Annotated in this window: 20 protein-coding genes and 1 riboswitch; of the genes, 13 read left to right on the top strand and 7 right to left on the bottom strand. The window is 73.3% G+C overall.

Translation table 11 applies throughout. The features are described 5' to 3' along the window. Positions 1-98: 98 nt before the first annotated feature. Positions 99-1,556 (bottom strand): glycine hydroxymethyltransferase, encoded by a 1,458-nt coding sequence (locus ACIQ87_RS20420; RefSeq protein WP_402408500.1) that lies wholly within the window; start codon positions 1,554-1,556, stop codon positions 99-101. A gap of 20 nt (positions 1,557-1,576) precedes the next feature. Continuing rightward, positions 1,577-1,673, bottom strand: a riboswitch (ZMP/ZTP riboswitch). Between the two features lie 304 nt (positions 1,674-1,977). Here ACIQ87_RS20420 and ACIQ87_RS20415 point away from each other — a divergent pair. The 6 genes from ACIQ87_RS20415 (at position 1,978) to ACIQ87_RS20390 (ending at position 9,045) form a co-directional block, all read left to right on the top strand. Further along, a complete protein-coding gene (locus ACIQ87_RS20415) occupies positions 1,978-3,003 on the top strand; it encodes an ABC transporter permease (protein ID WP_402408498.1) in 1,026 nt (341 codons plus the stop codon). Between the two features lie 140 nt (positions 3,004-3,143). Then, the gene (locus tag ACIQ87_RS20410; protein WP_402408496.1) at positions 3,144-4,904 is read left to right on the top strand and encodes an ABC transporter substrate-binding protein; all 1,761 of its coding nucleotides are present in this window, start codon (positions 3,144-3,146) and stop codon (positions 4,902-4,904) included. A gap of 189 nt (positions 4,905-5,093) precedes the next feature. Next, positions 5,094-6,086 (top strand): ABC transporter permease, encoded by a 993-nt coding sequence (locus tag ACIQ87_RS20405; protein WP_402408493.1) that lies wholly within the window; start codon positions 5,094-5,096, stop codon positions 6,084-6,086. Positions 6,087-6,100: 14 nt separating this feature from the next. Next, on the top strand, positions 6,101-7,891 hold the full coding sequence (locus ACIQ87_RS20400; protein ID WP_402408491.1) for a dipeptide ABC transporter ATP-binding protein: 1,791 nt from the start codon (positions 6,101-6,103) through the stop codon (positions 7,889-7,891). Between the two features lie 63 nt (positions 7,892-7,954). After that, on the top strand, positions 7,955-8,368 hold the full coding sequence (locus tag ACIQ87_RS20395) for a cytidine deaminase family protein (RefSeq protein WP_402408488.1): 414 nt from the start codon (positions 7,955-7,957) through the stop codon (positions 8,366-8,368). Between the two features lie 113 nt (positions 8,369-8,481). Continuing rightward, a complete protein-coding gene (locus ACIQ87_RS20390) occupies positions 8,482-9,045 on the top strand; it encodes an EF-hand domain-containing protein (protein ID WP_402408487.1) in 564 nt (187 codons plus the stop codon). A 105-nt stretch (positions 9,046-9,150) separates the two neighbouring features. On the opposite strand, the gene ACIQ87_RS20385 is transcribed toward ACIQ87_RS20390, so the two are convergent. Further along, positions 9,151-10,290 carry an EamA family transporter gene (locus ACIQ87_RS20385; protein ID WP_402408484.1) on the bottom strand — a complete coding sequence of 380 codons (1,140 nt, stop codon included), beginning with the start codon at positions 10,288-10,290 and terminating at the stop codon, positions 9,151-9,153. 132 nt (positions 10,291-10,422) lie between these two features. Here ACIQ87_RS20385 and ACIQ87_RS20380 point away from each other — a divergent pair, with 132 nt between their 5' ends. The 6 genes from ACIQ87_RS20380 to ACIQ87_RS20355 all read left to right on the top strand — a co-directional run bounded on the left by ACIQ87_RS20380 (position 10,423) and on the right by ACIQ87_RS20355 (position 15,203). Further along, positions 10,423-10,854: a gamma-glutamylcyclotransferase family protein gene (locus ACIQ87_RS20380; RefSeq protein ID WP_402408481.1), complete on the top strand. Its 432-nt coding sequence runs from the start codon at positions 10,423-10,425 to the stop codon at positions 10,852-10,854. A gap of 218 nt (positions 10,855-11,072) precedes the next feature. After that, positions 11,073-12,386, top strand: coding sequence for a precorrin-6y C5,15-methyltransferase (decarboxylating) subunit CbiE (cbiE, locus tag ACIQ87_RS20375; protein ID WP_402408479.1), 1,314 nt, complete (start codon positions 11,073-11,075; stop codon positions 12,384-12,386). Next, complete coding sequence (gene cobM / locus ACIQ87_RS20370) at positions 12,383-13,144, top strand: precorrin-4 C(11)-methyltransferase (RefSeq protein WP_402408476.1); 762 nt, start codon at positions 12,383-12,385, stop codon at positions 13,142-13,144. Before cbiE ends, cobM begins: the two co-directional genes overlap by 4 nt. Before the next feature lie 8 nt (positions 13,145-13,152). Continuing rightward, positions 13,153-13,899 carry a cobalt-precorrin-6A reductase gene (locus ACIQ87_RS20365; protein WP_402408473.1) on the top strand — a complete coding sequence of 249 codons (747 nt, stop codon included), beginning with the start codon at positions 13,153-13,155 and terminating at the stop codon, positions 13,897-13,899. A 216-nt stretch (positions 13,900-14,115) separates the two neighbouring features. Further along, complete coding sequence (locus tag ACIQ87_RS20360) at positions 14,116-14,619, top strand: DinB family protein (protein ID WP_402408471.1); 504 nt, start codon at positions 14,116-14,118, stop codon at positions 14,617-14,619. Positions 14,620-14,696: 77 nt separating this feature from the next. Beyond that, the gene (locus tag ACIQ87_RS20355; protein WP_402408468.1) at positions 14,697-15,203 is read left to right on the top strand and encodes a protein phosphatase; all 507 of its coding nucleotides are present in this window, start codon (positions 14,697-14,699) and stop codon (positions 15,201-15,203) included. Positions 15,204-15,228: 25 nt separating this feature from the next. Here ACIQ87_RS20355 and ACIQ87_RS20350 read toward each other — a convergent pair whose 3' ends face one another. Both ACIQ87_RS20350 and ACIQ87_RS20345 read right to left on the bottom strand, forming a co-directional pair. Then, a complete protein-coding gene (locus tag ACIQ87_RS20350; RefSeq protein WP_402408465.1) occupies positions 15,229-16,758 on the bottom strand; it encodes a UDP-N-acetylglucosamine 1-carboxyvinyltransferase in 1,530 nt (509 codons plus the stop codon). A gap of 249 nt (positions 16,759-17,007) precedes the next feature. Further along, positions 17,008-18,300: a cobalt-precorrin-5B (C(1))-methyltransferase gene (locus ACIQ87_RS20345; protein WP_402408462.1), complete on the bottom strand. Its 1,293-nt coding sequence runs from the start codon at positions 18,298-18,300 to the stop codon at positions 17,008-17,010. Between the two features lie 357 nt (positions 18,301-18,657). On the opposite strand from ACIQ87_RS20345, the gene ACIQ87_RS20340 reads away from it, so the two are divergent. After that, positions 18,658-20,397, top strand: coding sequence for a TIGR03767 family metallophosphoesterase (locus ACIQ87_RS20340; RefSeq protein ID WP_402408459.1), 1,740 nt, complete (start codon positions 18,658-18,660; stop codon positions 20,395-20,397). 177 nt (positions 20,398-20,574) lie between these two features. Here ACIQ87_RS20340 and ACIQ87_RS20335 read toward each other — a convergent pair whose 3' ends face one another. The 3 genes from ACIQ87_RS20335 to ACIQ87_RS20325 are packed head-to-tail and all read right to left on the bottom strand — an operon-like array spanning position 20,575 to position 24,073. After that, entirely contained in the window at positions 20,575-22,092 is a 1,518-nt protein-coding gene (locus ACIQ87_RS20335; protein ID WP_402408456.1) for a precorrin-2 C(20)-methyltransferase, read from the bottom strand. Continuing rightward, positions 22,089-22,715, bottom strand: coding sequence for a precorrin-8X methylmutase (locus ACIQ87_RS20330; protein WP_380692893.1), 627 nt, complete (start codon positions 22,713-22,715; stop codon positions 22,089-22,091). The genes ACIQ87_RS20335 and ACIQ87_RS20330 overlap by 4 nt, the downstream gene beginning before the upstream one ends. Beyond that, positions 22,712-24,073 (bottom strand): hypothetical protein, encoded by a 1,362-nt coding sequence (locus tag ACIQ87_RS20325; RefSeq protein ID WP_402408452.1) that lies wholly within the window; start codon positions 24,071-24,073, stop codon positions 22,712-22,714. The genes ACIQ87_RS20330 and ACIQ87_RS20325 overlap by 4 nt, the downstream gene beginning before the upstream one ends. Positions 24,074-24,222: the final 149 nt, after the last annotated feature.

Raw genomic sequence — 24,222 nt, 5'->3', positions numbered from 1 at the left:
GCCGACAGCTGACGAGTTTCAGCGCACGGACGACGGCGAACAGATGACAGATTTCGAAATCTGTCATCTGTTCGCCGTCCGCCGCCTTCCGCCCGCCGTCAGGCCAGGTCGACGCCCGGGTAGAGCGGGTACGGGGTGAGCAGGTCGGCGGCGCGCTTGGCGGTGGCGTCGCGGAGGGCGGCGTCCAGCGTGTAGGCGGCCTTGGACGGGGAGCCCTTGGCGGTGGTGGCGGGGGTGGTGGCGGTCAGGACGGTGTGGATCAGGTCGGCGATCTCGTCCATCTCGGCGGTGCCGAGGCCGCGGGTGGTGAGGGCCGGGGTGCCGAGGCGCACGCCCGAGGTGTACCAGGCGCCGTTCGGGTCCTGCGGGACGGAGTTGCGGTTGGTGACGATGCCCGAGTCGAGCAGGGCCGCCTCGGCCTGGCGGCCGGTCAGGCCGTAGCCGGAGACGTCGGCGAGGACCAGGTGGTTGTCGGTGCCCCCGGTGACCAGCTTGCCGCCGCGGCGCAGCAGGCCCTCGGCCAGCGCCTGGGCGTTGGCGACGACGGCGCGGGCGTACGTCTGGAACTCGGGGCGGCGGGCCTCCGCGAGGGCGACCGCCTTGGCGGCCATGACGTGCGAGAGCGGGCCGCCGAGCACCAGCGGGCAGCCGCGGTCGACGTGCTCGGCCAGTTCGGACTGGCACAGCACCATGCCGCCGCGCGGTCCGCGCAGGGACTTGTGGGTGGTGGTGGTGACGATGTGGGCGAACGGGACCGGGTCGTGGTCGCCGGTCAGCACCTTGCCCGCGACCAGGCCGGCGAAGTGCGCCATGTCGACCATGAGGGTCGCGCCGACCTCGTCCGCGATCTCGCGCATCCTGCGGAAGTCCACCAGCCGCGGGTAGGCGGAGTAGCCGGCCACGATGATCAGCGGGCGGAACTCGCGGGCGGTCTCGCGCAGCGCGTCGTAGTCGATCAGGCCGGTGGCCGGGTCGGTGCCGTAGCTGCGCTGCTCGAACATCTTGCCCGAGATGTTGGGCCGGAAGCCGTGGGTGAGGTGGCCGCCGGTGTCCAGGGACATGCCGAGCATCCGCTGGTTGCCGAGTTCCTGGCGCAGCCGCGCCCAGTCCTCCTCGGTGAGGTCGTTGACGTTGCGCACCGCGGCGCGCTCCAGGGCCGGGCTCTCGACCCGCTGGGAGAGGACGGCCCAGAAGGCGGTGAGGTTGGCGTCGATGCCGGAGTGCGGCTGGACGTAGGCGTGGTCGGCGCCGAACAGCTCGCGGGCGTGCTCGGCGGCGATGCTCTCGACGGTGTCGACGTTGCGGCAGCCCGCGTAGAAGCGGCGGCCGACGGTCCCCTCGGCGTACTTGTCGCTGAGCCAGTTGCCCATGGTGAGCAGGACGGCCGGGGAGGCGTAGTTCTCGCTGGCGATCAGCTTGAGCGAGGCGCGCTGGTCCGCGAGTTCCTGTCCGATGGCGGCGGCGATCCGCGGTTCGACGCCGGCGACCACGTCGAGGGCGCTGCGGAAGGCGGTGTCGGCCGCGGCGGAGGCGGCGGTGTGGGGATGCTGGGCCATGGCGGTCTCCTGGTGGGGATTGCGGGGGCCCAGGCGCTCGGCAACTTCACGTGAGGGTTCACGGGGCCGCTTCCCGATGGTTGATTCCATCCCTACGCGCCAGTTGCGGCCCACCGGGATCGTACCAACCCCCGAGGGACTGTGGCGGAGGTCTCAGAATGCGGAACGGACGGTCCGTTTCATCCCACTATGTCCGTTCTATTGCAACGCCGGTGTTTCGGCGAAATGAAGCCGCCACATTTCCCGAAACAGTTCCGCAGGAATGGCTCGAACGAGCCCCGGAGGTGATTTGCGGAACCTCGGAAGCATCCGGTCAAATGTCGCCCGAACGGCTTTCGGGAAACCCCCGGAGGCCGCACCGGAAATGCACACCAGCGCACCCTCACCCATGGGGCGGCGGAGAATTCGGGGGTTACGCCTCATGGCAGTGGTCGACACCGGCCCAAGCACCGGCGCGGGTACGGACCCCGGCACCGGCCCGGGCACCGCCCCGGGTACGGCGGCAGGGCCCGCGCCCGCCTCCCCCGGGCCGCTCCGCCGGATCCTGCGGGACCGGGTCGGCGCCGCCGCCCTGGCGGTGGTGGTGCTGTTCCTGCTGCTCGCCCTCGGCGCCCCGCTGATCGCCGCGCTGTACGGGAAGAACCCGGTCGACCACTACGGCCAGAACGTTCCCGGCCTGCTCAGCGACGGTGGCCTGCCGATGCTGCCGAACGGCGGCATCTCCGGGGACTTCTGGTTCGGCCTGGAGCCCGGTCTCGGCCGGGACGTGTTCACCCAGCTGCTGTACGGCATCCGCACCTCGCTGCTGATCGCCTTCGCGGCCGCCACGGTGACCACCACGCTGGGGGTGCTCGCCGGTGTCGCGGTGGGCTACCTCGGCGGGGTCACGGACCGGCTGTTCGGATTCGTCGCCAATGTGCTGCTGGCCTTTCCCACGCTGCTCCTGCTGCTCGCGCTCAGCCCGGTGATCCAGTCCCGGCTGGTCGACCCGGGCACCGCGGAACCGGAGTGGATGCAGTTCCTGGTGCTGGTCCTGGTTTTCTCGGCGTTCGGCTGGATTCCGCTCGCGCTTTCCCTGCGGGCCACCGTCCGATCGCTCCGGGAAAGGGATTTCGTGCAGTCCGCACGGGCCCAGGGAGCAAGCCGATTCCACGTCGTCGTCCACGAACTGCTGCCGAATGTCCGCTCGCAGCTGCTGGTGCACGCCACCATGGCGGTCCCGACGTTCGTCGCGTCCGAGGCCGCGCTGTCCTTCCTCGGCGTCGGCGTCACCGAGCCGGTCCCGGACTGGGGGCGGATGATCGCGCGCGGCTCCGAGGTCTTCCGGGCCGACCCCACCTACATGGTGTTCCCCGGGGTGGCGCTGCTGCTGTTCGTCATCGCCTTCAACCTGCTCGGCGACGCCGTCCGGGACGCGCTGGACCCGCGCGTCGGCGGCGCCCGCTGAAGGCTCTCACCGGGCACCCGCCCGCCGAAGCCCCCTCGACTGCCCCCTTCCGTTCCCCCTTCGTTCCCCCTTTCGATCCCCCCTTTTCGTCAACCCGAGCCCGTCCCGGCACGATCCGCCGGGACAAGGAGAGATTCGCCATGCGCTGGACCAGACCGTCCCTCGCCGTCGTCGCCACCGTCCTGCTGGCGACCTCCTGCTCGGCCGGCGCGGGCAGCACCGCGGGATCCGGCGGTGCCGCCGGCGCCTCCGCCAAGGAGACCTCGCCACTGACCGCCGTGCTCGGCAGCGAGCAGGAGAGCGCCGGCCCGGCCCCCGCCGTCCCCGGCGCCCGCGCCGGCGGCACGGTGAACGTGTACAACAGCGTCGAGTTCCGCCACCTCGACCCGCAGAAGGTCTACGCGGGCGCCACCTACAACGCCTCGCTGCTCTGGGGCCGCCAGCTGACCCAGTACCAGGTCGTGGACGGCAAGGCCAAGCTGGTCGGCGACCTGGCCACCGACACCGGCACCCCGACCGACGGCGGGCGCACCTGGACGTACCGGCTCAAGGCGGGTGTCGCCTGGGAGGACGGTCGGCCGATCACCGCCGGGGACGTCAAGTACGGCATCGAGCGCACCTTCGGCAAGGGCTACGAGGTCGGCCCGCCGTACTGGCCGCAGTGGCTCACCGGCGAGGCGAGCTACGAGGCGGCGCGCGCCAAGTACGCGGGCCCGCAGGCCGGTGACCTGGACGCGATCGAGACGCCGGACGAGCGCACCGTCGTCTTCCACTTCCCGCAGCCGCAGGCCGACGTGCCGTACATGGCCGCGCAGTCCTCCTCCTCGCCGGTGCGCCGGGACAAGGACACCGGGACGGACTACGACCGCCTGCCGTTCGCGACCGGCCCGTACCGGATCGTCGAGCATGTCCAGAACACCCGCATGGTGCTGGAACGCAACCCCGCCTGGAAGCCCGAGACCGACCCGATCCGCAGCCAGTACCCGGAGAAGTTCGTCTTCACGTACGGCAAGGAGGCGCTCAACCTCAACCAGGAGATCCTCTCCGGCCGGGACGGCGGCGCCAACGCCACCACCGCGTCCGACACCCTCTCCGCCGAGCTGTACCAGACCACCGACACCGACCCGAAGGCCAAGGACCTGGTCGTCTCCGGCCGGCAGGGCGCCTTCGTCACCCAGCTGATGATCAACAACGAGCGGGTGCCGGACGTCGAGGTCCGCAAGGCGCTGCACCTGGCCTACCCGCGCCAGCAGGCCCGCCAGGTCCAGGGCGGCGCCCGCACCGGCGAACTGGCCACCACGCTCAGCTCGCCCGCGCTGATCGACTACCAGAAGTACGACCTCTACCCGGCCAGGCCCGAGGGCGACCCCGAGGCCGCGAAGGCCGCGCTCGCCAAGGCCAAGCAGGCGCCCGGCAGCCTGACCTACGCGTACCGGAACACCCCGACCGGGCAGCGCGTCGCGCAGGTGCTGGTCGAGGGCTTCGGCAAGGCCGGGATCACCATCGTGCCCAAGCCGGTCGACCCCAAGGCCTTCCTGGACGAGGTGCACCGCACTGACTCCCCGTACGACCTGTTCGAGGAGACCAGCTCGGTCGACTGGCCGACCCCGTCCACCCTCGTCCCGTTCTCCTTCGACGGCCGGGCCGGCAGCGACATCAACTCCGCGCGCTACCGCAACCCGGAGGTCGACAAGGAGATCGACCGGATCAACCAGATCGGCGAGCCGCGCGCCAAGGCCAAGGAGCTGTACGCGCTGGAGCAGACCGTGATGAAGGACGTGCCGGTGCTGCCGTTCGCCTACCCGACCGTCAACCAGCTGCGCGGCAGCAACGTCGGCGGGGCGTTCATCCACCCGATCTACGGGACGGTCTCGCTGGCCTGGCTGTACCTGAAGTCCTGACGGCCGGGGCCCGCCCCCGCCCCCGGGTTCCTCCGTGGAACGGGGGCGGGCCCCTCCGTCCTCGCCTCTTCGCCCTTCTTCGCCCTTCTTCGCCCTGCCTCGCCACTTCCGCCTCCTCGCGCCCGTCCCCTTCTCCGCCTCCCCGTCACGTTCTCCGCCTCCCCCCGTCACGTCGACCCCGGATCGGCCATGCTCTCCTTCGTCCTGCGGCGGACCGCCCAGGCCCTCGCGGTCCTGGTCGCGGTCTCCGCCGCCGCCTTCGCCCTCTTCTACGCCGCGCCCGCCGACCCGGCCCGCGCCGCCTGCGGCCCGCGCTGCGACAGCGGGCAGGTCGCGGCGGTCCGCCAGAGCATGGGCCTGGACCAGCCGCTGCTCACCCAGTACACCGACTACCTGGTCGGGGTCGTCGCCGGGCGGGACATCGGCGACGTGGACGGCTCGACCATCCACTGCGACGCCCCGTGCCTCGGCTACTCCTACCGGCTGCACCAGCCGGTCACCGAGGCGCTGGCCGACCACCTGCCCGTCACCCTCTCGCTGACCGCCGGGGCGCTCGCCGTCCTGCTGGTGTTCGGCCTCGGCACCGGGTTCGTCTCCGCGCTGCGGCACGGGCGGCGGACCGACCGGCTGCTGTCGGGCTTCACCCTGGTCGGCGCGAGCGTGCAGATCTACTTCCTCGGGTACGTCGCGCAGTGGCTGCTGGTGTACTCGACCGGGCTGCTGCCACTGCCCTCCTACACCGCACCGGCCGACGACCCGGCCGCCTGGGCGGGCGGGATGCTGCTCCCCTGGCTCGTCCTCGGCTTCGTCAACTCGGCCGTGTTCGCCCGGCTCTCGCGCTCCCAGCTGCTGGAGACGATGAACGAGGAGTACGTCCGCACGGCCCGCGGCAAGGGCCTGGGACGGCTGCGCGCCCACTTCAAGTACACCTCGCGCGGCGCCGCGGGACCGCTGGTTCAGCTGATCGGGCTGGAGGCCGGGGCGCTGCTCGGCGGGGCCGTGATCACCGAGACGGTGTTCGGGCTGAACGGGGTCGGGCGGTTCGCCGCGGAGGCCGTCGGCGGGCAGGACCTGCCCGCCGTGGTCGGCGCGGTGCTGCTGGCCGCCTGCTTCATGGTGCTGTTCGTCGCGCTGGCCGACCTCGCGGTCGCCTGGCTCGACCCGCGTGTCCGGCTGAGCTGATGGGGAGTCCGTCGATGAGATCCACTGTTCCGGGAGACGGCGTGAAGACCGCCTCGGCGAAGGCCGTTGAGGGGCGGGACGCCTCGACGAAGGCCGCTGAAGGGCGGGCCGCCTCGACGAGGGCCGTTGAGGCGACGGCCGCCGTGGCGACGGGCGTCGAGCCCGTGCTGAGCGTCCGCGACCTGACCGTCACCTTCGCCGACCCGCGCGGCGGCGAGCCGGTGACCGCCGTCCGGGGCCTGTCGTTCGACCTCGCCCCGGGTGAAGTCCTGGGCCTGGTCGGCGAGTCGGGCTCCGGCAAGTCGACCGTCGGGCTCGCCGTCCTCGGCCTGCACGACCCGCGCACCACCACCGTCACCGGCTCGATCCGGCTGGGCGGGCAGGAGGTGGTCGGCGCCGAGGAGTCCGCGCTGCGCGGGGTGCGGGGCGGGACGGCCGCGCTGGTCTTCCAGGACGCGCTCACCTCGCTCAGCCCCTTCCACGGCGTGGGCGCCCAGCTCGCCGAGATGTACCGGCTGCACCACCCGGGCGCGGGCCGGGCCGAGGCCGGCCGGCGGGCGGCCGAGATGCTCGACCGGGTGGGCATCCCGGCGACCAGGTCCCGCGACTACCCGCACCAGTTCTCCGGTGGCATGCGCCAACGCGTGATGATCGCGATGGCCCTGATGAACGACCCCGGGCTGATCATCGCGGACGAGCCGACCACCGCCCTGGACGCCCGCGTCCAGCGGCAGGTCCTGGACCTGCTCGGCGAGTTGCAGCGCGAGCACGGGACGGCGGTGCTGCTGGTCAGCCACGACCTGGGCGTGGTCGCCGGGACGACGGACCGCACGCTGGTGCTGCGCGGCGGGGGTGGGATCGAGTCCGCGCCGACCGCCGAGCTGCTGTCCGCACCGCGCGAGCCGTACACCCGGGCGCTGGTGGGCGCGGCACTCCGGCTGGACTCGGTGCCGGGCACCGCCCTGCCGACGGTCGACGAGCCGGCGCCGTCCCGGACGTTCCGGCCGCGGACCGTCCGGCGTCCCGAGCGCTGGCTGGTCGAGGTGGAGGACCTGTCCGTGCACTTCCCCGGGCGCCGGCGCTTCTCCGGCCTGCGGGCCGAACCGGTCCGGGCGGTCGAGGGGGTCGGCCTGCGGATCGCACCCGGCGAGACGCTCGGGCTGGTCGGCGAGTCCGGCTCCGGCAAGTCCACCACCTCACGGGTCCTGGCCGGACTGCAACGGCCCACCGGCGGCCGGGTGTCGTACGACGGACAGGACGTCACCCGGCCGGACCGGGAGCTGCGCAAGCGGCTCAGCCGGGAGATCCAGCTGGTCTTCCAGGACCCGTACGCCTCGCTCAACCCGCGCCGGACCATCGCCCGGACCCTGGACACCCCGCTGCGCCTGCACACCTCGCTGAGTCCGGCCGAACGACGGGAGCGCTCCGCCGAGTTGCTGGAGCAGGTCGGGCTGGAGGCTCGGCACTTGGACCGCTACCCGCACGAGTTCTCCGGCGGACAGCGTCAGCGGATCGGCATCGCCCGGGCGCTCGCCCCGCAGCCGCGCCTGATCATCGCCGACGAGCCGGTCTCCGCGCTCGACGTGTCGGTGCAGGCCCAGGTGCTCAACCTGCTGATGGAGCTGCGCGAACGGCTCGGCGTCGCCTTCCTGTTCGTCTCCCACGACCTCGCGGTGGTACGGCACTTCTGCGACCGGGTGGCGGTGATGCACCGGGGCCGGCTGGTCGAGTCCACCGACCGGGACCGGCTGTTCGAGGCGCCGCACACCGAGTACACGCGGGAGTTGCTGGCGGCGGTGCACTGAGATGATCAAAGCCCGTCGGACGGGATCGGACCCGTCGGACGCGAACGGAGAGGTGCAGCGACGATGTCCACCACCAGCGACCGGACGACCGTGGACGAGGAACTCGTGGAGGCGGCCCTGGAGGTCGCACGGCGGTACGCGCGGGGCGACAACCACACCGTGGCGGCCGCGGGCCGCAATGCCGACGGGCGGATCGTCACCGCGCTGAACGCCTACCACTTCACCGGCGGGCCGTGTGCCGAGCTGGTGCTCATCGGCGCGGCGGCCGGCCAGGGGGCGTACGAGCTCACCACCGTGGTGGCGGTGGGCGACCGGGAACGCGGGGTGATCCCGCCCTGCGGGCGGTGCCGGCAGGTGCTGCTGGACTACTTCCCCGAGGTGGGGGTCATCGTCGGGCGGGGGCCGGAGCTGCGCACCGTGCCGGTGTCGGCCCTGCTGCCGGGGGCGTACGTCTGGGCCGACCACCAGGAGGAGTGAACGGAAGGTCGTGCACCCTTCGTTCGGCTGCGCCGCTCCGGCTCGAGGCGCTAGCGTGCAGGCGGTGTGACGTAGGAGACCCGGGCAAGGAATCACCAACCGAGGGGGCACATTTGTCGGACGACCTGCTCATCGCAAAGATCAACCACGGCTTCGATCACCTCGACGCCGACGGCGACGGCCTGCTCACCGAGCGGGACCACGTCCTGATGGGCCTCTCGGTGGCCCGCTCGCTCGGCCACCAGGAGGGTTCCGAGGCGGAGGCCGTGATAGTGCGCGCCTACCTGACGACCTGGCACGACCTGCACCTCGCCCGGCTGCCCGCCGGCACCGAGGCGATCACCCGCCAGCAGTTCGTCGCCTCGACCGGCTCGCTCGCCGACGACCCGGAGGCCGCGCAGGACATCCTCGGCGCACTCGCCCGCGCCTTCCTCGCCGTCGCCGACGCCGACCGCAGCGGGACGGTGGACGCCGGCGAGTTCTTCGTCTTCCAGCGCGGCCACTTCGCCGGTCTCTCCCGCGACGACGCCGACGAGGCCTTCCGGCACCTCGACACCGACGGCGACGGCGTGCTCTCCGCGGCCGAGTTCACCAACGCGATCATCGAGTTCTGGACCAGCCGCGACCCGAACGCGCCCGGCAACTGGTGGACGGGCAGGGCGCCGCAGTCCTTCTGAGCCGAACGTCGGGCGGGAGGCCAGCGGGATCGTCCCGGTCGGGAGGCCGGGACGACCGCTTCAGCCGGTTCGGCCGGTCCAATCGGTTCAGCCGGTTCGGCCCGTTCAGCCGGTTCGATCGGCCTGACGTTCCCGGCGGGGCTGACGTTCCCGGCGGGCCGGACTCCCGGCGCTCGACGAGCGGCCCGGACGCCGCCGGCTGACGCTCACCACCAGGCAGACACCCGCCACCACGATCGCGCCGCCCGCGAGGGTCGGGCCGGTCAGCGGCTCGGCCAGGATCAGCCAGCCCAGCAGCACCGCGACCACCGGGTTCACGTACGCGTAGGTGGCCACCAGGGTCAGCGGCGCGGCGCGCAGCAGCCAGGCGTACGCGGTGAAGGCGAGCAGCGAGCCGAACAGCACCAGGTAGACGAGGGCCAGCCAGGACCGGCCGGAGATCGCCCCGAGGTCCAGCCCATGCTGCTCGCCTCGGCCCAGTCCGACCAGCAGGTTGCCGAGGCCGCCGGCCAGCATCTGGAAGGCGCTCGCGGCGAGCACGTTGCCGGGCATCGGGATCTTCTTGCTCACGAAGGAGCCGGTCGCCCAGAGCAGGGTGGCGCCGATGATCAGGATCACGCCGCCCGGCTCGATCGACCCGCCGATCGCGGGGGCCGACAGGACGCCGAGGCCGACCAGTCCGAGCAGCACCCCGGCCAGCTCGGCGGGCCTCGGGCGCTCTCCGCCGAACGCCGTCAGCACCACCATCCACAGCGGGACCGCGGCCACCAGCAGGGCGGCCAGGCCGGAGGGGACGGAGGTCTCGCCCAGGACGACCATGCCGTTGCCGCCGGTCAGCAGCAGCAGGCCCACCAGGGCGGAGGAGGCCAGCTGTCGCCGGGTCACCTTCAGGCCGGCCGGGCCCTGGCGCACCAGGAGGTAGCCGGCCAGCAGCAGGCCCGCGGTGAGGAAGCGGGCGCTGGCGGAGAGGAAGGAGGGCATCGTCTCCACGGCGACCCGGATCGCCAGGTAGGTCGAGCCCCAGACGACGTAGACCACGAGGAGGGCGAGCCAGACCGCGCCGCCGAGACGGGCGGCGGGGCCGGCGTCGGTGGGCGGGGGCGGGATGGGGGCCGGCGCTGCCGTGGTCGTGGCCTTGCTCTTCCCTTCGGTGGCGGTGGCGGCAGGGATGCCGGGGGTGTCCGGGGTGTCGGGCGTTGAGCCGGGGGTAGCGGCCGGTTGGGAGGGTGAAGCGGGCGATGTCATGCGTGTCCCCCTTGGACGGTGCTGGCCGAACAACCGACATGACAGCGCATGGACGGCCCGGCGCGCCAGTCGGTATCAGAAGTCGGACCGCAGGACGTACCGTGGGCGCTCCCCGACGAGGAGGTCGAACCCGTGTCCGCATCCGAGGAGGCCCTGCCGTTCTTCGTGTACGGCACCCTGCGCAGCGGCGGCCGCAATCATGCCGCCCACCTGGCCGGACGGTACGCCGAGATCCGGCCGGCGGTGCTGGAGGGCGCCGCGCTGCACGAGGGCCCCGGCTTCCCGTACGCGGTTGCGGATCCGGCGCCCGGGCGCCGGATCCTGGGCGAGCTCGTCACCGTACGCCCGGGCGCGTACGCCGGAGCCCTGGAGGCGCTGGACCGGCTGGAGGACTGCCGGGCGGACGGGACCGGGCTGTACGTGCGGCGGCGGCTGACCGTACGGACGGCGACGGGCGAGCTGCGCGAGGCCTGGGTCTACCTCGCCGGGCCGAGGGCCGAGGCGCGGCTGCGGGAGCAACCGGCACTGATCGAGTCGGGGGAGTGGGAGGCGGGTGGCAGGTGACGGCGAACAAAGTTTGAAATCTGTTCGCTGTCATCTGTTCGCTGTCATCTGTCACCTGTCTTCTGAAATCTGTCGCCTGTCACTTGTCAGTCGTCGACCGTCGGTTGTCACTTGTCGGCCGTCATCCGCCACCGGACCTCCCACAGACCGCCAGGTAGGCTGCCCCGGCCAGTGAGTTTTCCTGCTCATCGGCCCATCGAACGACGAGGAGCCACCCGGTGCCCGAGCTGCCACCCCCGATCACCGTCGTCGGGATCGGGGCCGACGGCTGGCCCGGCCTCGCCGTCGGCTCCAGGGCCGCGCTCCGGGAGGCCGAGGTCGTCGTCGGCGGCCCCCGCCAACTGGACCTGCTCCCCCGCGACGAGGTCACCGCCGAACGCGTCCCCTGGCCGTCCCCGCTGCGACCCGCCGTCCCCGGGCTGGTCGCCACCCACGCCGGCCGCCGTATCGCCGTGCTGGCCAGCGGCGACCCGATGTTCTACGGCATCGGCCGCACCCTCGCCGAGACCGTCGGCGCCGAGCGCCTGCGCGTCCTGCCGCACCCCTCCTCCGTCTCCTACGCCTGCGCCCGGCTCGGCTGGCCGCTGGAGGCCACCGAGGTCGTCAGCCTGGTCGGCCGACCGCTGGACACCCTCGCCCTCGCCCTCCACCCCGGCCGCCGCCTGCTGGTCCTCAGCGCCGACGCCGCCACCCCGGCCGCCGTCGCCGGACTGCTCACCACCCGCGGCTACGGCACCGCCCGCCTGCGGGTGCTCGAACAGCTCGGCGCCCCCGCCGAACGCCACCTGAACGGCCCCGCCGACGGCTGGCCGCACCCGCCCGGCGACCCGCTGAACGTCATCGCCATCGACCTCGGCGACGGCCCCCGCACCTCCGTCGTCCCCGGCCTGCCCGACACCGCGTACGAGAGCGACGGCCAGCTCACCAAGCGCCACGTCCGCGCCGCGACCCTCGCCACGCTGGCCCCGTCCCCCGGCGAACTGCTCTGGGACGTCGGCGGCGGCTCGGGCTCGATCGCGATCGAGTGGCTGCGCGCCCACCGCGACTGCCAGGCCGTCAGCGTCGAGCGCGCCCCGGTGCGGGCCGAGCGGATCGCCCGCAACGCCGCCGCGCTGGGGGTGCCCCGGCTCCGTGTGGTGACCGGCCCCGCTCCCGCCGCGCTCGCCGAACTCCCCACCCCCGACGCCGTGTTCATCGGCGGCGGCCTCACCGCGCCCGGCCTGCTGGACGCCTGCTGGTCCGCGTTGCGCCCCGGCGGCCGGATCGTCGCCAACACCGTGACGCTGGAGTCCGAGGCGCTGCTGACCGAGTGGTACCGGCGCCACGGCGGGGAGCTGGTCAAACTCGCCGTCGCCCACGCCGTCCCCGTGGGCGGCTTCACCGGCTGGCGCCAGGCCATGCCGGTCACCCAGTGGTCGGCCGTCAAGCCCGACACCGTCAAGCTCGACACCGCCGAACCCGACACCGTCAAGCCCGACACCGTCAAGCCCGACGCCGCCGTGTTCAACACCCCTCAGGAGAACGCCTCGTGACCGTCCACTTCATCGGAGCAGGCCCGGGCGCGGCCGACCTGATCACCCTGCGCGGCCAGCGCATCCTGGCCCGCGCCGAGGTCTGCCTGTACGCGGGCAGCCTGGTCCCGCGCGAGCTGCTGGACGAGTGCCCGCCCGGCGCCCGTCTGATCGACACCGCGCAGCTCAATCTGGACCAGATCACCGCCGAGCTGGTCGCCGCCCACGAGGCCGGCCAGGACGTGGCCCGGCTGCACTCCGGCGACCCGTCCGTCTTCTCCGCCGTCGCCGAGCAGATGCGCCGCCTGGACGCGGCCGGCGTGCCGTACGAGGTGGTCCCCGGCGTGCCCGCCTTCGCCGCCGCCGCGGCGGCGCTGAAGCGGGAGTTGACCGTCCCGACCGTCGGCCAGACCGTCATCCTCACCCGGATCGCCAAGCGCGCCACCCCGATGCCCGAGGGCGAGGACCTCGCCACCCTCGGCCGCAGCGGCGCCCTGCTGGTGCTGCACCTGGCCGCCTCGTACGTGGACGACGTGGTCGAGCAACTGCTCCCGCACTACGGCGCCGACTGCCCGGCCGCCGTGGTCGCGATGGCCAGCCGCCCCGACGAGCTGGTGCTGCGCGGCACCGTCGGGGACATCGCCGAGCAGGTCAAGGCGGCGGGCGTGGTCCGCACCGCCGTCATCATCGTCGGCCGTACGCTGGCCGCCGAGCAGTTCCGCGACAGCCACCTCTACTCGGCGGACCGCGAGCGCCCGCACGAGCCCTGCGGCGCCTGATGCGCCTGATGCACCTGATGCGGCACATCCTGATCCTCGGCGGGACCACCGAAGGGCGGACGCTGGCCGCCGAACTCGCCCCGAGCCCGCTCCGGGTCACCAGCTCGCTGGCCGGCCGGGTCGCCCAGCCCCGGCTGCCCGCCGGGGAGGTGCGGATCGGCGGCTTCGGCGGGCCGGAAGGACTGGCGGACTGGCTGCGCACGGAACGCGTGGACGCGGTGGTGGACGCCACCCACCCGTTCGCCGCCGGCATCTCGCGGAACGCCGCCCTCGCGGCCGCCGCCACCGGCGTCCCCCTGCTGGTGCTGCGCCGCCCCGGCTTCACCCGGGTCGACGGCGACCGCTGGCTCCCCGCTCCCTCCCTCGCCGCGGCGGCCGAACTGCTGCCCCGGCGCGGGGAACGGGTCTTCCTCACCATCGGCCGGCAGGGCGTCGCCGCCTTCGCCCACCTGGACGGGGTCCACTTCCTCGCCCGGTCGGTGGACCCGCCCGAGCCTCCGCTGCCGCCCTCGTGTGAAGTCCTGCTGGACCGCGGGCCGTTCACGATCGAGGGCGAGGAGGCACTGCTGCGGGGGCGCGGCATCGACGTCCTGGTCACCAAGGACAGCGGCGGCGCCGCGACCGCCCCCAAGCTGACCGCCGCCCGCGGACTCGGCCTGCCCGTCATCATCGTGGAGCGTCCTCCGGTGCCGGACGGCGTCCCGGTCACACCCGACGTCCCGGGCGCGCTGCGCTGGCTGGAGCGACTGCGGTAGGGGGTCCGGCCGTTGACGCTCCCACCAGGCCGCCTGGGCCGGGCCGGGCCGGGCCGGGCCGGGCCGCGGATAATGCGGGGCGGGCCGGGCCGCGGATAATGCGGGGCGGGCCGGGCCGCGGATAATGCGGGGCGGGCCGGGCCGCGGATAATGCGGGGCGGGCCGGGCCGCGGATAATGCGGGGCGGGCCCGTCGGATGGCGGGCAGGATCGCACGATGACCGATGATCAGCGCACCCAGACTCCCCGCACCGCCGACGAACGCACCACTCTGGCAGGCTTCCTGGACTACCAGCGCGCCACTCTCGCGATGAAGTGCGAGGGCCTCACCGCGGAGCAGCTCCGCGCCCGCGTGCTGGAGCCCTCCGGGCTCTCCCTGCTCGGGCTGGTCCGCCATCTCGCCGAGGTGGAGCGCAGCTGGTTCCGCAACGTCCTCGACGACGAAGGCGTGCCCGGTTTCTGGAAGCACCCGGACGGATCCTTCGCCGACTTCGACACCGACACCGCCGACCCCGACGAGGCCTTCGCGATCTGGCGCCGTGAGTGCGACCACGCCAGGGAACTCGTCGCCGCCGCGGAGTCGTTGGAGGTTCTGGGCCGCTACGGCGACGAGGCCTTCTCGCTCCGCTGGATCCTCACCCACATGATCGAGGAGTACGCCCGCCACAACGGCCACGCCGACCTCCTCCGCGAGCACCTCGACGGCACCACCGGCGAGTAGCACCGGAGGGCGCCGGAGAGCGTCGAACGGCGCCGAGGAGCGTCGAACGGCACCTGAGAGCGAGGAGCGAGCAGGCAGTGCGTACCCGCCAGAAGGAACGCGAGACTCCCGGGCCGTCCGAGCCCTGGGACGAGATCGTCCCCGGGCTCTGGATGGGCGGGCACTACTACACCCCACCCGACGGCGAGCTGGAACTCGCTGTCGTGCGGGCGGAGTTCGACCTGGTGGTCAGCCTTTTCGCGCTCCCCGGGCACGGCCCGGCGCCGGGGGTGGAGCACGTCGTCCGGGAGGTGCCCGACGGCCCGCTCTCCCCCGGTCAGCTGCTCGCCGTCCAGGAGGCGGCCGAGCTCACCGCGTCCGCTGTCCGTCGGGGCCGGCGGACCCTGGTGCGCTGCCACTCCGGGTACAACCGCTCGGGCCTGGTGGTGGCGCAGGCCCTGGTCGGCCTCGGGTACGAGTGCGGCGAGGCGGTCCGGCTGGTCCGGGAGCGGCGCTCGCGCTGGGCGCTGAACAACCCGGTGTTCGTGGACTACCTGAACACCGGGTTGGAGGTCGCCGTGCTGCTGACCGGCCTCGACGGGTGAGGCCGGTCAGTGGCGCGGCGGCCTGTCAGATGTCGCGGAAGGTCTCGATCCGGGCGCCGATGGAGTTGAGGCGCTCGGCGAGGTCCTCGTAGCCGCGGTTGATGACGTAGACGTTGCGCAGCACGGAGGTGCCCTGGGCGGCGAGCATGGCGAGCAGGATGACCACGGCGGGGCGCAGGGCCGGCGGGCACACCATCTCGGCGGCGCGCCAGCGGGTGGGGCCCTGGACCAGCACGCGGTGCGGGTCGAGGAGCTTGACGTCGGCGCCGAGGCGGGTCAGCTCGGTCAGGTAGATCGCGCGGTTGTCGTACACCCAGTCGTGGATCATCGTGGTGCCGTGCGCGGCCGCGGCGATGGCGGCGAAGAACGGCACGTTGTCGATGTTGATGCCGGGGAACGGCATCGGGTGGATGGTGTCGATCGGCGCGGTCAGCTTGGAGGGGCGCACGGTGAGGTCGACCAGCCGGGTGCGGCCGTTGTGGGCGCGGTACTCGGCGGTGCGGTCGTAGTCGAGGCCCATGCCCTCCAGGACCGCGAGCTCGATCTCCAGGAACTCGATCGGCACCCGGCGGATGGTCAGCTCGGAGGAGGTGACGACGGCGGCGGCCAGCAGGCTCATCGCCTCCACCGGGTCCTCGGCCGGGGTGTAGTCGACGTCACAGGTGATCTCCGGGACGCCGTGCACGGTGAGGGTGGTGGTGCCGATGCCCTCGATCCTCACGCCCAGCTTCTCCAGGAAGAAGCAGAGGTCCTGGACCATGTAGTTGGGCGAGGCGTTGCGGATGACGCTGACCCCGTCGTGCCGGGCGGCGGCCAGCAGGGCGTTCTCGGTGACGGTGTCCCCGCGCTCGGTCAGCACGATCGGGCGGTCCTGCGGGGCGCCCGGCTCGACCGAGGCGTGGTAGGCGCCGCCGGTGGTGGCGACCTCCAGGCCGAAGCGGCGCAGCGCGGTCAGGTGCGGCTGCACGGTGCGGGTGCCGAGGTCGCAGCCGCCCGCGTACGGGATGGCGAAGCGCTGGGCGCGGTGCATCAGCGGGCCGAGGAACATCAGCACGCTGCGGGTGCGGCGGGCGGCCTCGACGTCCATCGCCGCGAGGTCCAGCTCGGCGGGCGGGGTCAGTTCGAGGTCACGGCCCTCGTTGATCCAGCGGCTCTTGACGCCGATGCTGGTGAGCACCTCGAGGATGCGGTAGACCTCCTCGATCCGGGCGACGCTGCGGATCGTGGTGCGGCCGGTGGTCAGCAGCGAGGCGCAGAGGATCGCCACGCAGGCGTTCTTGCTGCTGCGGACGTCGATCGCGCCGGAGAGCTGGGTGCCGCCGGCGACGCGCAGGTGCATCGGGCCGGAGTAGCCGAGGGAGACGATCTCGCTGTCGAGGGCTTCCCCGATGCGGGCGATCATCTCAAGGCTGACGTTCTGCTTGCCCTGTTCGATGCGGTTGACCGCGCTCTGGCTGGTTCCGAGAGCCTCTCCGAGCTGCGCCTGGGACCAGCCCCGGTGCTGGCGCGCGGTACGGATGAGGGTGCCGATACGGGTGAGATAGTCGCCTGTCACTCGCCAGACGATATCTCATGGCTGAGATGGCGACAGAATCGGGGGTCGATGCAGCACTCCATTTGTCCGCTTCTCGCCCCGTATGAGTGTCAGTTCTTCACATCACCAGGTGATGTTGTCGCATCGTCGTGACACTCGTGACAATGTCACGGCCCCGGCGGCGGTCGCCGTCCCGGCGGTGTCACGACCCCGGCGACTGTCGCCCTCCTGCGGCGTCACGGCCCCGGCGGCGTCAGGGCCCCGGCGGCGTCACGGCCCCAGCGGCTCCGCGCGGCCGACGACGGTGCCCGCGCGGTCGATGCAGATGACGTCCACCGCGACCGGCGAGCCCAGCAGCACCCCGAGCGCCGTCGCCCGGGCCGCCTCGGCGACGAGGTCCCCGAGCGGCACCCCGGCGGCGCGGCACAACTGCACCGCCTCCAGGCCGGTGTTGGCACCCGCGACCGCCTCGGCCAGCGCCTCGTCCGCCCCGCCGCGGCGGGCCAGTTCGGCCAGGTACCCCTTGTCCACCTGGGAGCGCGCCGAGTGCAGGTCGAGGTGGCCGGCCGCGAGCTTGGACAGCTTGGCGAAGCCGCCCGCGATGGTCAGCCTGGGCACCGGGTGGCGCTTGAGGTACTTGAGCACGGCACCGGCGAAGTCGCCCATGTCCAGCAGCGCGTCCTCGGGCAGCCCGTGTTCGGCGACCGCGACCTTCTCCGAGGTCGAGCCGGTGCAGCCGGCCACGTGGGTGCGCCCCGCCGCCCGGGCCACGTCCACCCCGCGGCGGATCGAGTCGATCCAGGCCGAGCAGGAGTACGGGACGACCACCCCGGTCGTACCGAGGATGGAGAGGCCGCCGAGGATGCCGAGCCGGGGGTTCCAGGTGGACCTGGCGATCTCCTCGCCGTGGTCGACGGAGATCTCGACCACCACGTCGCCGCTGCCGCCGTGCGCGGCGGCCACCTCGGCGACGGCGTCCCGGATCATCTGCCGGGGCACCGGGTTGATCGCGGGCTCGCCGACGGGCAGTGGCAGGCCGGCCTTGGTGACCGTCCCCACCCCGGGGCCGGCCCGGAACACCACGCCGGCGCCGGGCTCGCCGGACCGCACCGTCGAGCGGATCAGCGCGCCGTGGGTGACGTCGGGGTCGTCGCCCGCGTCCTTGACCACCCCGGCCATGGCGGTGAGGCACTCGCCTCCGGCGGCCGCCCGCAGCGCGGCGGTCGACCCGTCGGCACGGGTCGACCCGTCCGGCTCCTCGACCCTCGTCAGCTCCTCGACCCTCGTCAGCTCCTCGACCCTCGCCGGCTCCTCGGCCCTCGCCGGCTCCTCGGCCCGCGTCGGCTCTTCGGCCCTCGTCAGCTCCTCGACCGCGAGGGCGAAGGCGGGCTGCTGGCCCTTGGGGAGGGTGACGACCACCGAGTCCGGGAACTCCCCGGTGAGCAGCGCGGTGTACGCGGCCTTGGTGGCGGCGGTGGCGCAGGCGCCCGTCGTCCAGCCGGGCCGCAGGCCACTGCTCTTCAGCTGGCCGGCCCGGCCTCCCGCTCCGGCCACGGCTCCCACTCCCGGCTCGGCTCCTGCTGCGGCCACCTGCGCCCCGTTTCCGACAGCGCCCGCGCCGTCCCGCTCCGCTCGGCGGCCACCTCGGACGCCGTCGCCGATTTTCCCCCACCGGGCCGGGCGGGGACCGACCGGGGGTGGCGGCGGCACCGTCGTGCGCGGCGCGGAGGCGGCCCGTGCACGAGCCGCGCAGGGGCGCCGCCCCGCGTTCCCGAAGAGTTCTCCGCACGGGCCTCGCCCGCCGCGGCTACCAGTGAGTAATCTGGCGGTCCGCCAGAAGCGGGTTCATGACAGACGTGGGCCCGGCCGGGGTCGACTGCCTCGCCGGGCCATCAGCATGTGGGGGTTTTTGTGGCAGGGATGAGTCGGCGTACGTTCCTCACCGGTACGTCGGTGGCTGCCGCCTGGTCGGCCTTGTCGCTGGGCGGCGCGCAGTTCGCCTCGGCCGCGGCGCGCGACCGGGCGCTGGCGACGACGGCCGCGCGGGCGGTCAGGGTCGCCGGGACCACGCTGGAGCAGGTGGCCACGCCGGTCGGCACCGGCGGCTACAAGCGGCTGACGGCCGGTCCCGGCTGGCCGCTGGTGGTGCGCGGCGAGCTGGCGCCGGCGACCACCGGGCGGGACGACCGCAGGACCGGCCTGGCCAGCTTCGTCCAGTTCAGCGACCTGCACCTGGTGGACACCGAGTCCCCGGTGCGCTTCGAGTACCTGGCAAAGTTCAACGGCAGCGCGTACCGGCCGCAGGAGGCGCTGAACGCCCGCGGTGTGTCGGCCCTCGTCGAGCGCGTCAACTCGCTCGCCGGCGGCCCCTACACCGGGATGCCGTTCAGCATGGTGATGGCCACCGGCGACAACACCGACAACCACGAGCTCGCCGAACTCGACTGGTACCTCAAGGTCATGGGCGGCGGCAGGCTCGCCCAGAGCACCGGCGACCTCGGCCGCTACGAAGGTGTCCAGAACTCCGGCAACGCCGCCTACTGGAACCCCGAACTCGCCTACAGCGACGGCTACAAGGCGAAGGGCTTCCCGCAGATACCCGGCTTCCTGTCGGCCGCCGGACGCCCCTTCGACGCGCCGGGCCTGCGCACGCCCTGGTACACCACGGTCGGCAACCACGACGACAGCATCGAGGGCTCGCTGCCGGACCTCGGGCTGCTGAACGACCTGTACGCCGGCCAGTACAAGCTGGAGGGCTGCGACGACGCCACGGCCGCCCAGCTGATGGACTCACTGCGCCGCGACCCGGCGGGCGCCGTGCTGCTGCTGGCGAAGCTGATCGCGAGCGGCGACCTGGTGCGCAAGGTCACCCCGGACGAGCGCCGCCGGCCGTTCACGCTCAAGGAGTTCGCCAAGGCCCACCTGAACCCGGCGGTCACCGGCGCCGGGCCGTACGGGCACGGCTTCACCTCGGACATGGCGAACAGCGGCAAGCTCTACTACACCTTCCGCATCTCGGAGAAGGTGGTCGGCATCAGCCTGGACACCACCAACCAGGCCGGGTTCGCCGACGGTTCGCTGGGCACCGCGCAGCTGCGCTGGCTGGAGCAGCAGCTGCAGGCGCACAGCGGGCACTGGTACGACGCCGACGGGCGCAAGGTGACGGGCGGGAGCACGGACGAGCTGGTCCTCGTCTTCAGCCACCACACCAGCGGCACGATGGGCAACCTGCTGCCGGACCCGCGCAACATCTTCGAGGGACGGCACGACGGCAACGAGCTGGTGGCGCTGCTCCAGCGCTACCCGAACGTGGTCGCGTGGGTGAACGGGCACACCCACATGAACAAGATCACGCCGCACGGGCACGCGGTGCCGGAGCGGGCGTTCTGGGAGATCAACACCGCCTCGCACATCGACTACCCGCAGCACGGGCGGATCATCGAGATCGCGGACAACGGGGACGGCACGCTCTCGCTGTTCACCACGCTGATCGAGTCCTCCGCACCGTACGGGACGGACTTCGGCGGCACCTCGGACGCCAACCTCGCGGCGCTCTACCGCGAGCTGTCGTACAACGACCCGAACGGCCGCCCGACGGCGCTGCTGGGCACGGGCACGGACCACAACACCGAGCTGCTGATCACCAAGCCGACCCGGTAGCGGGGGCCGCGGGGCCGCGAGCAGCGGCCGGGGGGCGGCGAACGAATGACAGATGACAGCGAACAGATGATGAAATCTGTTCGCTGTCATCTGTCATCTGTCGTCCGTCGTCCGTCGTCCGTCATCTGTCAGCTGTCGGCTGTCGGCTGTCGGCTGACATCTGTCATCCGGCGCCCGCTACTCCTCCGGGTACCGCCGCGGCGTCCAGACGACCTCCACGCCGCCGCCCCGCTCGACCGCCCGGGTCTGCGAGGAGCCGATCAGCAGGATGGTCCGCATGTCGACCAGCGCCGGGTCGAGTTCGCCCAGCCGGACGATCCGCACCCGCTCGGTCGGGCCGCCGACGTCGCGGGCCATCACCACCGGGGTCTCCGGCGCCCGGTATTCCAGCAGGAGGTCCCGGGCGAGGCCGACCTGGGTGGTCCGGGACTTCGAGCCCGGGTTGTACAGCGCGAGCACCAGGTCCGCCTCGGCCGCGGCCCGCAGCCGCTTCGCCACCACGTCCCAGGGCTTGAGCCGGTCCGAGAGCGACACCGTCGCGTAGTCGTGCCCCAGGGGGGCACCGGCCCGGGAGGCGGCGGCGTGGGCCGCGGTCATCCCCGGGAGCACCCGTACCGGGATGTCCCTGTACGCCTCCTCGCAGGCGACCTCCAGGACGGCGGTGGCCATCGCGAACACCCCCGGGTCGCCCGAGGAGACCACCGCGACGCGGTGCCCGCGCCGGGCGAGGTCCAGGGCGAACTCGGCGCGCTCCGACTCCACCTTGTTGTCCGAGCCGTGCCGCCGCTGCCCCGGGCGCTCCGGCACCCGGTCCAGGTAGGTGGTGTAGCCGACCAGGTCGGTGGCCTCGGACAGCGCTCCGCGCGCCTCGGCGGTCAGCCAGAGCGGTCCGGCCGGCCCGGTGCCGACCACGGTCACGCTGCCGACGCCGTCCGACAGCCGGACCTTCGGCTCCAGCGGCGCGACCTTGCTCGGCAGCACCGCGACCGAGAAGTACGGCACCGTCTCGTCGTCGACCTCGGCGAGCGGGGCGATCCGCTCACCCGCCATGAAGGCCCGCTCGACGTACTGCGCGTCCGCCAGCCGTCCCGCCCGCTCCAGGGCGCGGCGGACGGTCGGGAAGGTACGCCCCAGCTTCATGACCACGGCCGAGTCGGCGGCCGCGATCCGCGCCGTCAGCTCCTCCTCGGGCAGCGTGCCGGGGATGACGGTGAGCGTCTCCTCGGCCTCGGTCAGCGGCTGTCCGAGCCGGGCGGCGGCCGCGCTGATCGAGGTCACGCCCGGCACCACCTCGGTCGGGTAGCGGTGCGCGAGCCGCTTGTGCATGTGCTGGTAGGAACCGTAGAAGAGCGGGTCGCCCTCGGCGAGGACCACCACGTCGCGCCCGGCGTCCAGGTGGGCGGCCAGCCGGGCGGCGGCCTCCTCGTAGAACTCGTCCAGCGCGCCCCGGTAGCCGCCCGGGTGGTCGGTGGTCTCGACGGTGAGCGGGTAGACGAGCTTCTCCTCGATCTGCCCACCTGCCAGGTACCGTTCGGCGATCGACCGCGCGATCGACCGGCCGTGCCGGGCGCTGTGGTAGGCCACCACGTCGGCCTTGCCGATGAGTTCGGCGGCGCGGACGGTCACCAGCGACGGGTCGCCCGGGCCGAGCCCGACGCCGTACAGCCGACCCGTGGTGTTCTGAGGTTCCGTCACTCTACTTCGCTCGCAATCGCGTTGATGGCGGCGGCGGCGATCGCGCTGCCGCCGCGACGGCCGCGGACCACCAGGTGCTCCAGGCCGGACGGGTGCTCGGCCAGGGCCTGCTTGGACTCGGCGGCGCCGATGAAGCCGACCGGGACGCCGATCACCGCGGCGGGTCGGGGCGCGCCCGCCTCGATCATCTCCAGCAGCCGGAACAGCGAGGTCGGCGCGTTGCCGACGGCGACCACCGCGCCCTCCAGCCGGGGCAGCCACAGCTCCATGGCCGCGGCACTGCGGGTGTTGCCCATCGCCCGGGCGAGTTCGGGCACCGACGGGTCGGTGAGGGTGCAGATCACCTCGTTGTCGGCGGGCAGCCGCTTGCGGGTGACACCGCTCGCGACCATGTTGACGTCACAGAGGATGGGCGCACCGGCGCGCAGCGCGGCGCGCGCGGAGGCGACCACGCCGGGCGAGTACACCAGGTCCTCGACCAGGTCGACCATCCCGCAGGCGTGGATCATCCGCACCGCGACCTGGGAGACGTCCGCCGGGAGGGCGGCCAGGTCGGCCTCCGCACGGATGGTGGCAAAGGACTGGCGGTAGATGGACGCGCCGTCCTTCTCGTACTCGATCACTTCGTGGTCCTCCTGGCCTCGGCGACCGCCTCGGCCATCTCCTCGTTCGTCACGTCGATGCTCGTCACATCGATGCTCGTCGCGCCGGCGCTCGTCGCCCGGGGATCCGTCGCGTCGGCGACGGTGCCGTTCACCGTCACCCGGTAGCCGCGCCCCGTCGCCAGCACGTCCACCCACCGCCCGGCCGGATGGCCGCAGCGCCGCTCACAGCCCGACCAGTGGACGGGCAGCCGGACGGGCGGCCGGGCGGACACCGCACCGACCGGCCCGGCACCGGCACCGGCACCGGCACCGGCGTCCAACGCCCGGGCCGCGTCGGTACGGACGTCGGCCAGCGACTTGGCGCAGCCCGGCAGTCCGGTACAGGCGGTGGCCCGCTCCCAGGCCGAACCGGGCTCGGTGCGCAGACCGGCAGCGGCGAGCGCGGGCAGCCGGTCGGCCGTCGCGCCGGGCAGGACCGCCCCGCGCCAGGGGGTCAGCCGCAGTTCACCGGCCGAGGCGGCGACCAGCGTCCGCCACTGTCCGGCGCTCGCCCGGCCGAAGCGCAGTCCCACCGAGAGCCCGCCGGGCAGCGCGCCGACGGCGGGCGCGGCACCGGCGAAGGCGGGCAGCGGCACCGAGCCGGCCGGCAGCAGTTCGGGGACCTCGCGCAGGTGCCAGGCCTTGCGTCCGTTCGCCCGCAGCGCCGCCAGGAAGGAGCGGGCCGCGTCCAGGACGGCGGTGACCTCCCGCCCGGCCTCGACCGGGTGCCCGTGGTCGTCGCGCCCGAGGCGCAGCAGCCGGGTGCCGTCCGGACCTGCGATCAATGTCACATCGGCGTCGAGTGCGGCGACGTCGCCGTGCCCGTCGTCCAGCGCGAACAGGAACTTGCCGGAGAGCCCGGCCGCCCAGTCGCTCGCGCACAGGCGCGCGTCCAACTCCCGTACCCAGGCCTGCACATCGGCGTTGCCGCGACTGCCGGGGGTGCCGTCGGCGGCGTCCAGCCCGGCCGTCGGGGAGGCGACGATGTTGCGGACCCGCTCATGGGTGTCCGAGGGCAGCAGCCCGACGGCGCGCAGCCGGTCGGCGAGCTCGGACGCGCAGTGCGGGGCCAGGCCGCGCAACTGGACGTTGCCGCGCGAGGTGGTCTCCAGTTCGCCGTCGCCGAGGGCCTCGGCCGCCTCGGCCAGCGCGAGTGCCTGACGACTCGTCAGGAGCCCGCCGGGCAGGCGGATCCGGGCGAGGGCGCCGTCGTCGGCCGCATGCAGACGAAGCGCTCCGGGGCAGGCGTCCGCACGCCCCCGGTCGGGCACCTCCCGGTCGGGTCCTGCGGCGCCCGGCGCGGTGGCGTCGGGTGTCGGTGGCATGGCGGCGAGCATACAGATGATCCGATCGCTTGCCTCCGTCCGCCGCATCACACCGGGCCCGCACCCCGGCCCGCGCCCGCCCACACCCCGGCTCCGTGCCCGCCCACACCCCGGCTCCGTGCCCGCCCGCCCGGGCCCCGCCACCGGTCCCAGGGCCCGCC

This window comes from Kitasatospora sp. NPDC096204 (genome assembly GCF_044763205.1).
Lineage (GTDB): Bacteria > Actinomycetota > Actinomycetes > Streptomycetales > Streptomycetaceae > Kitasatospora.
This window is presented reverse-complemented; position numbering and strand designations above follow the sequence as displayed.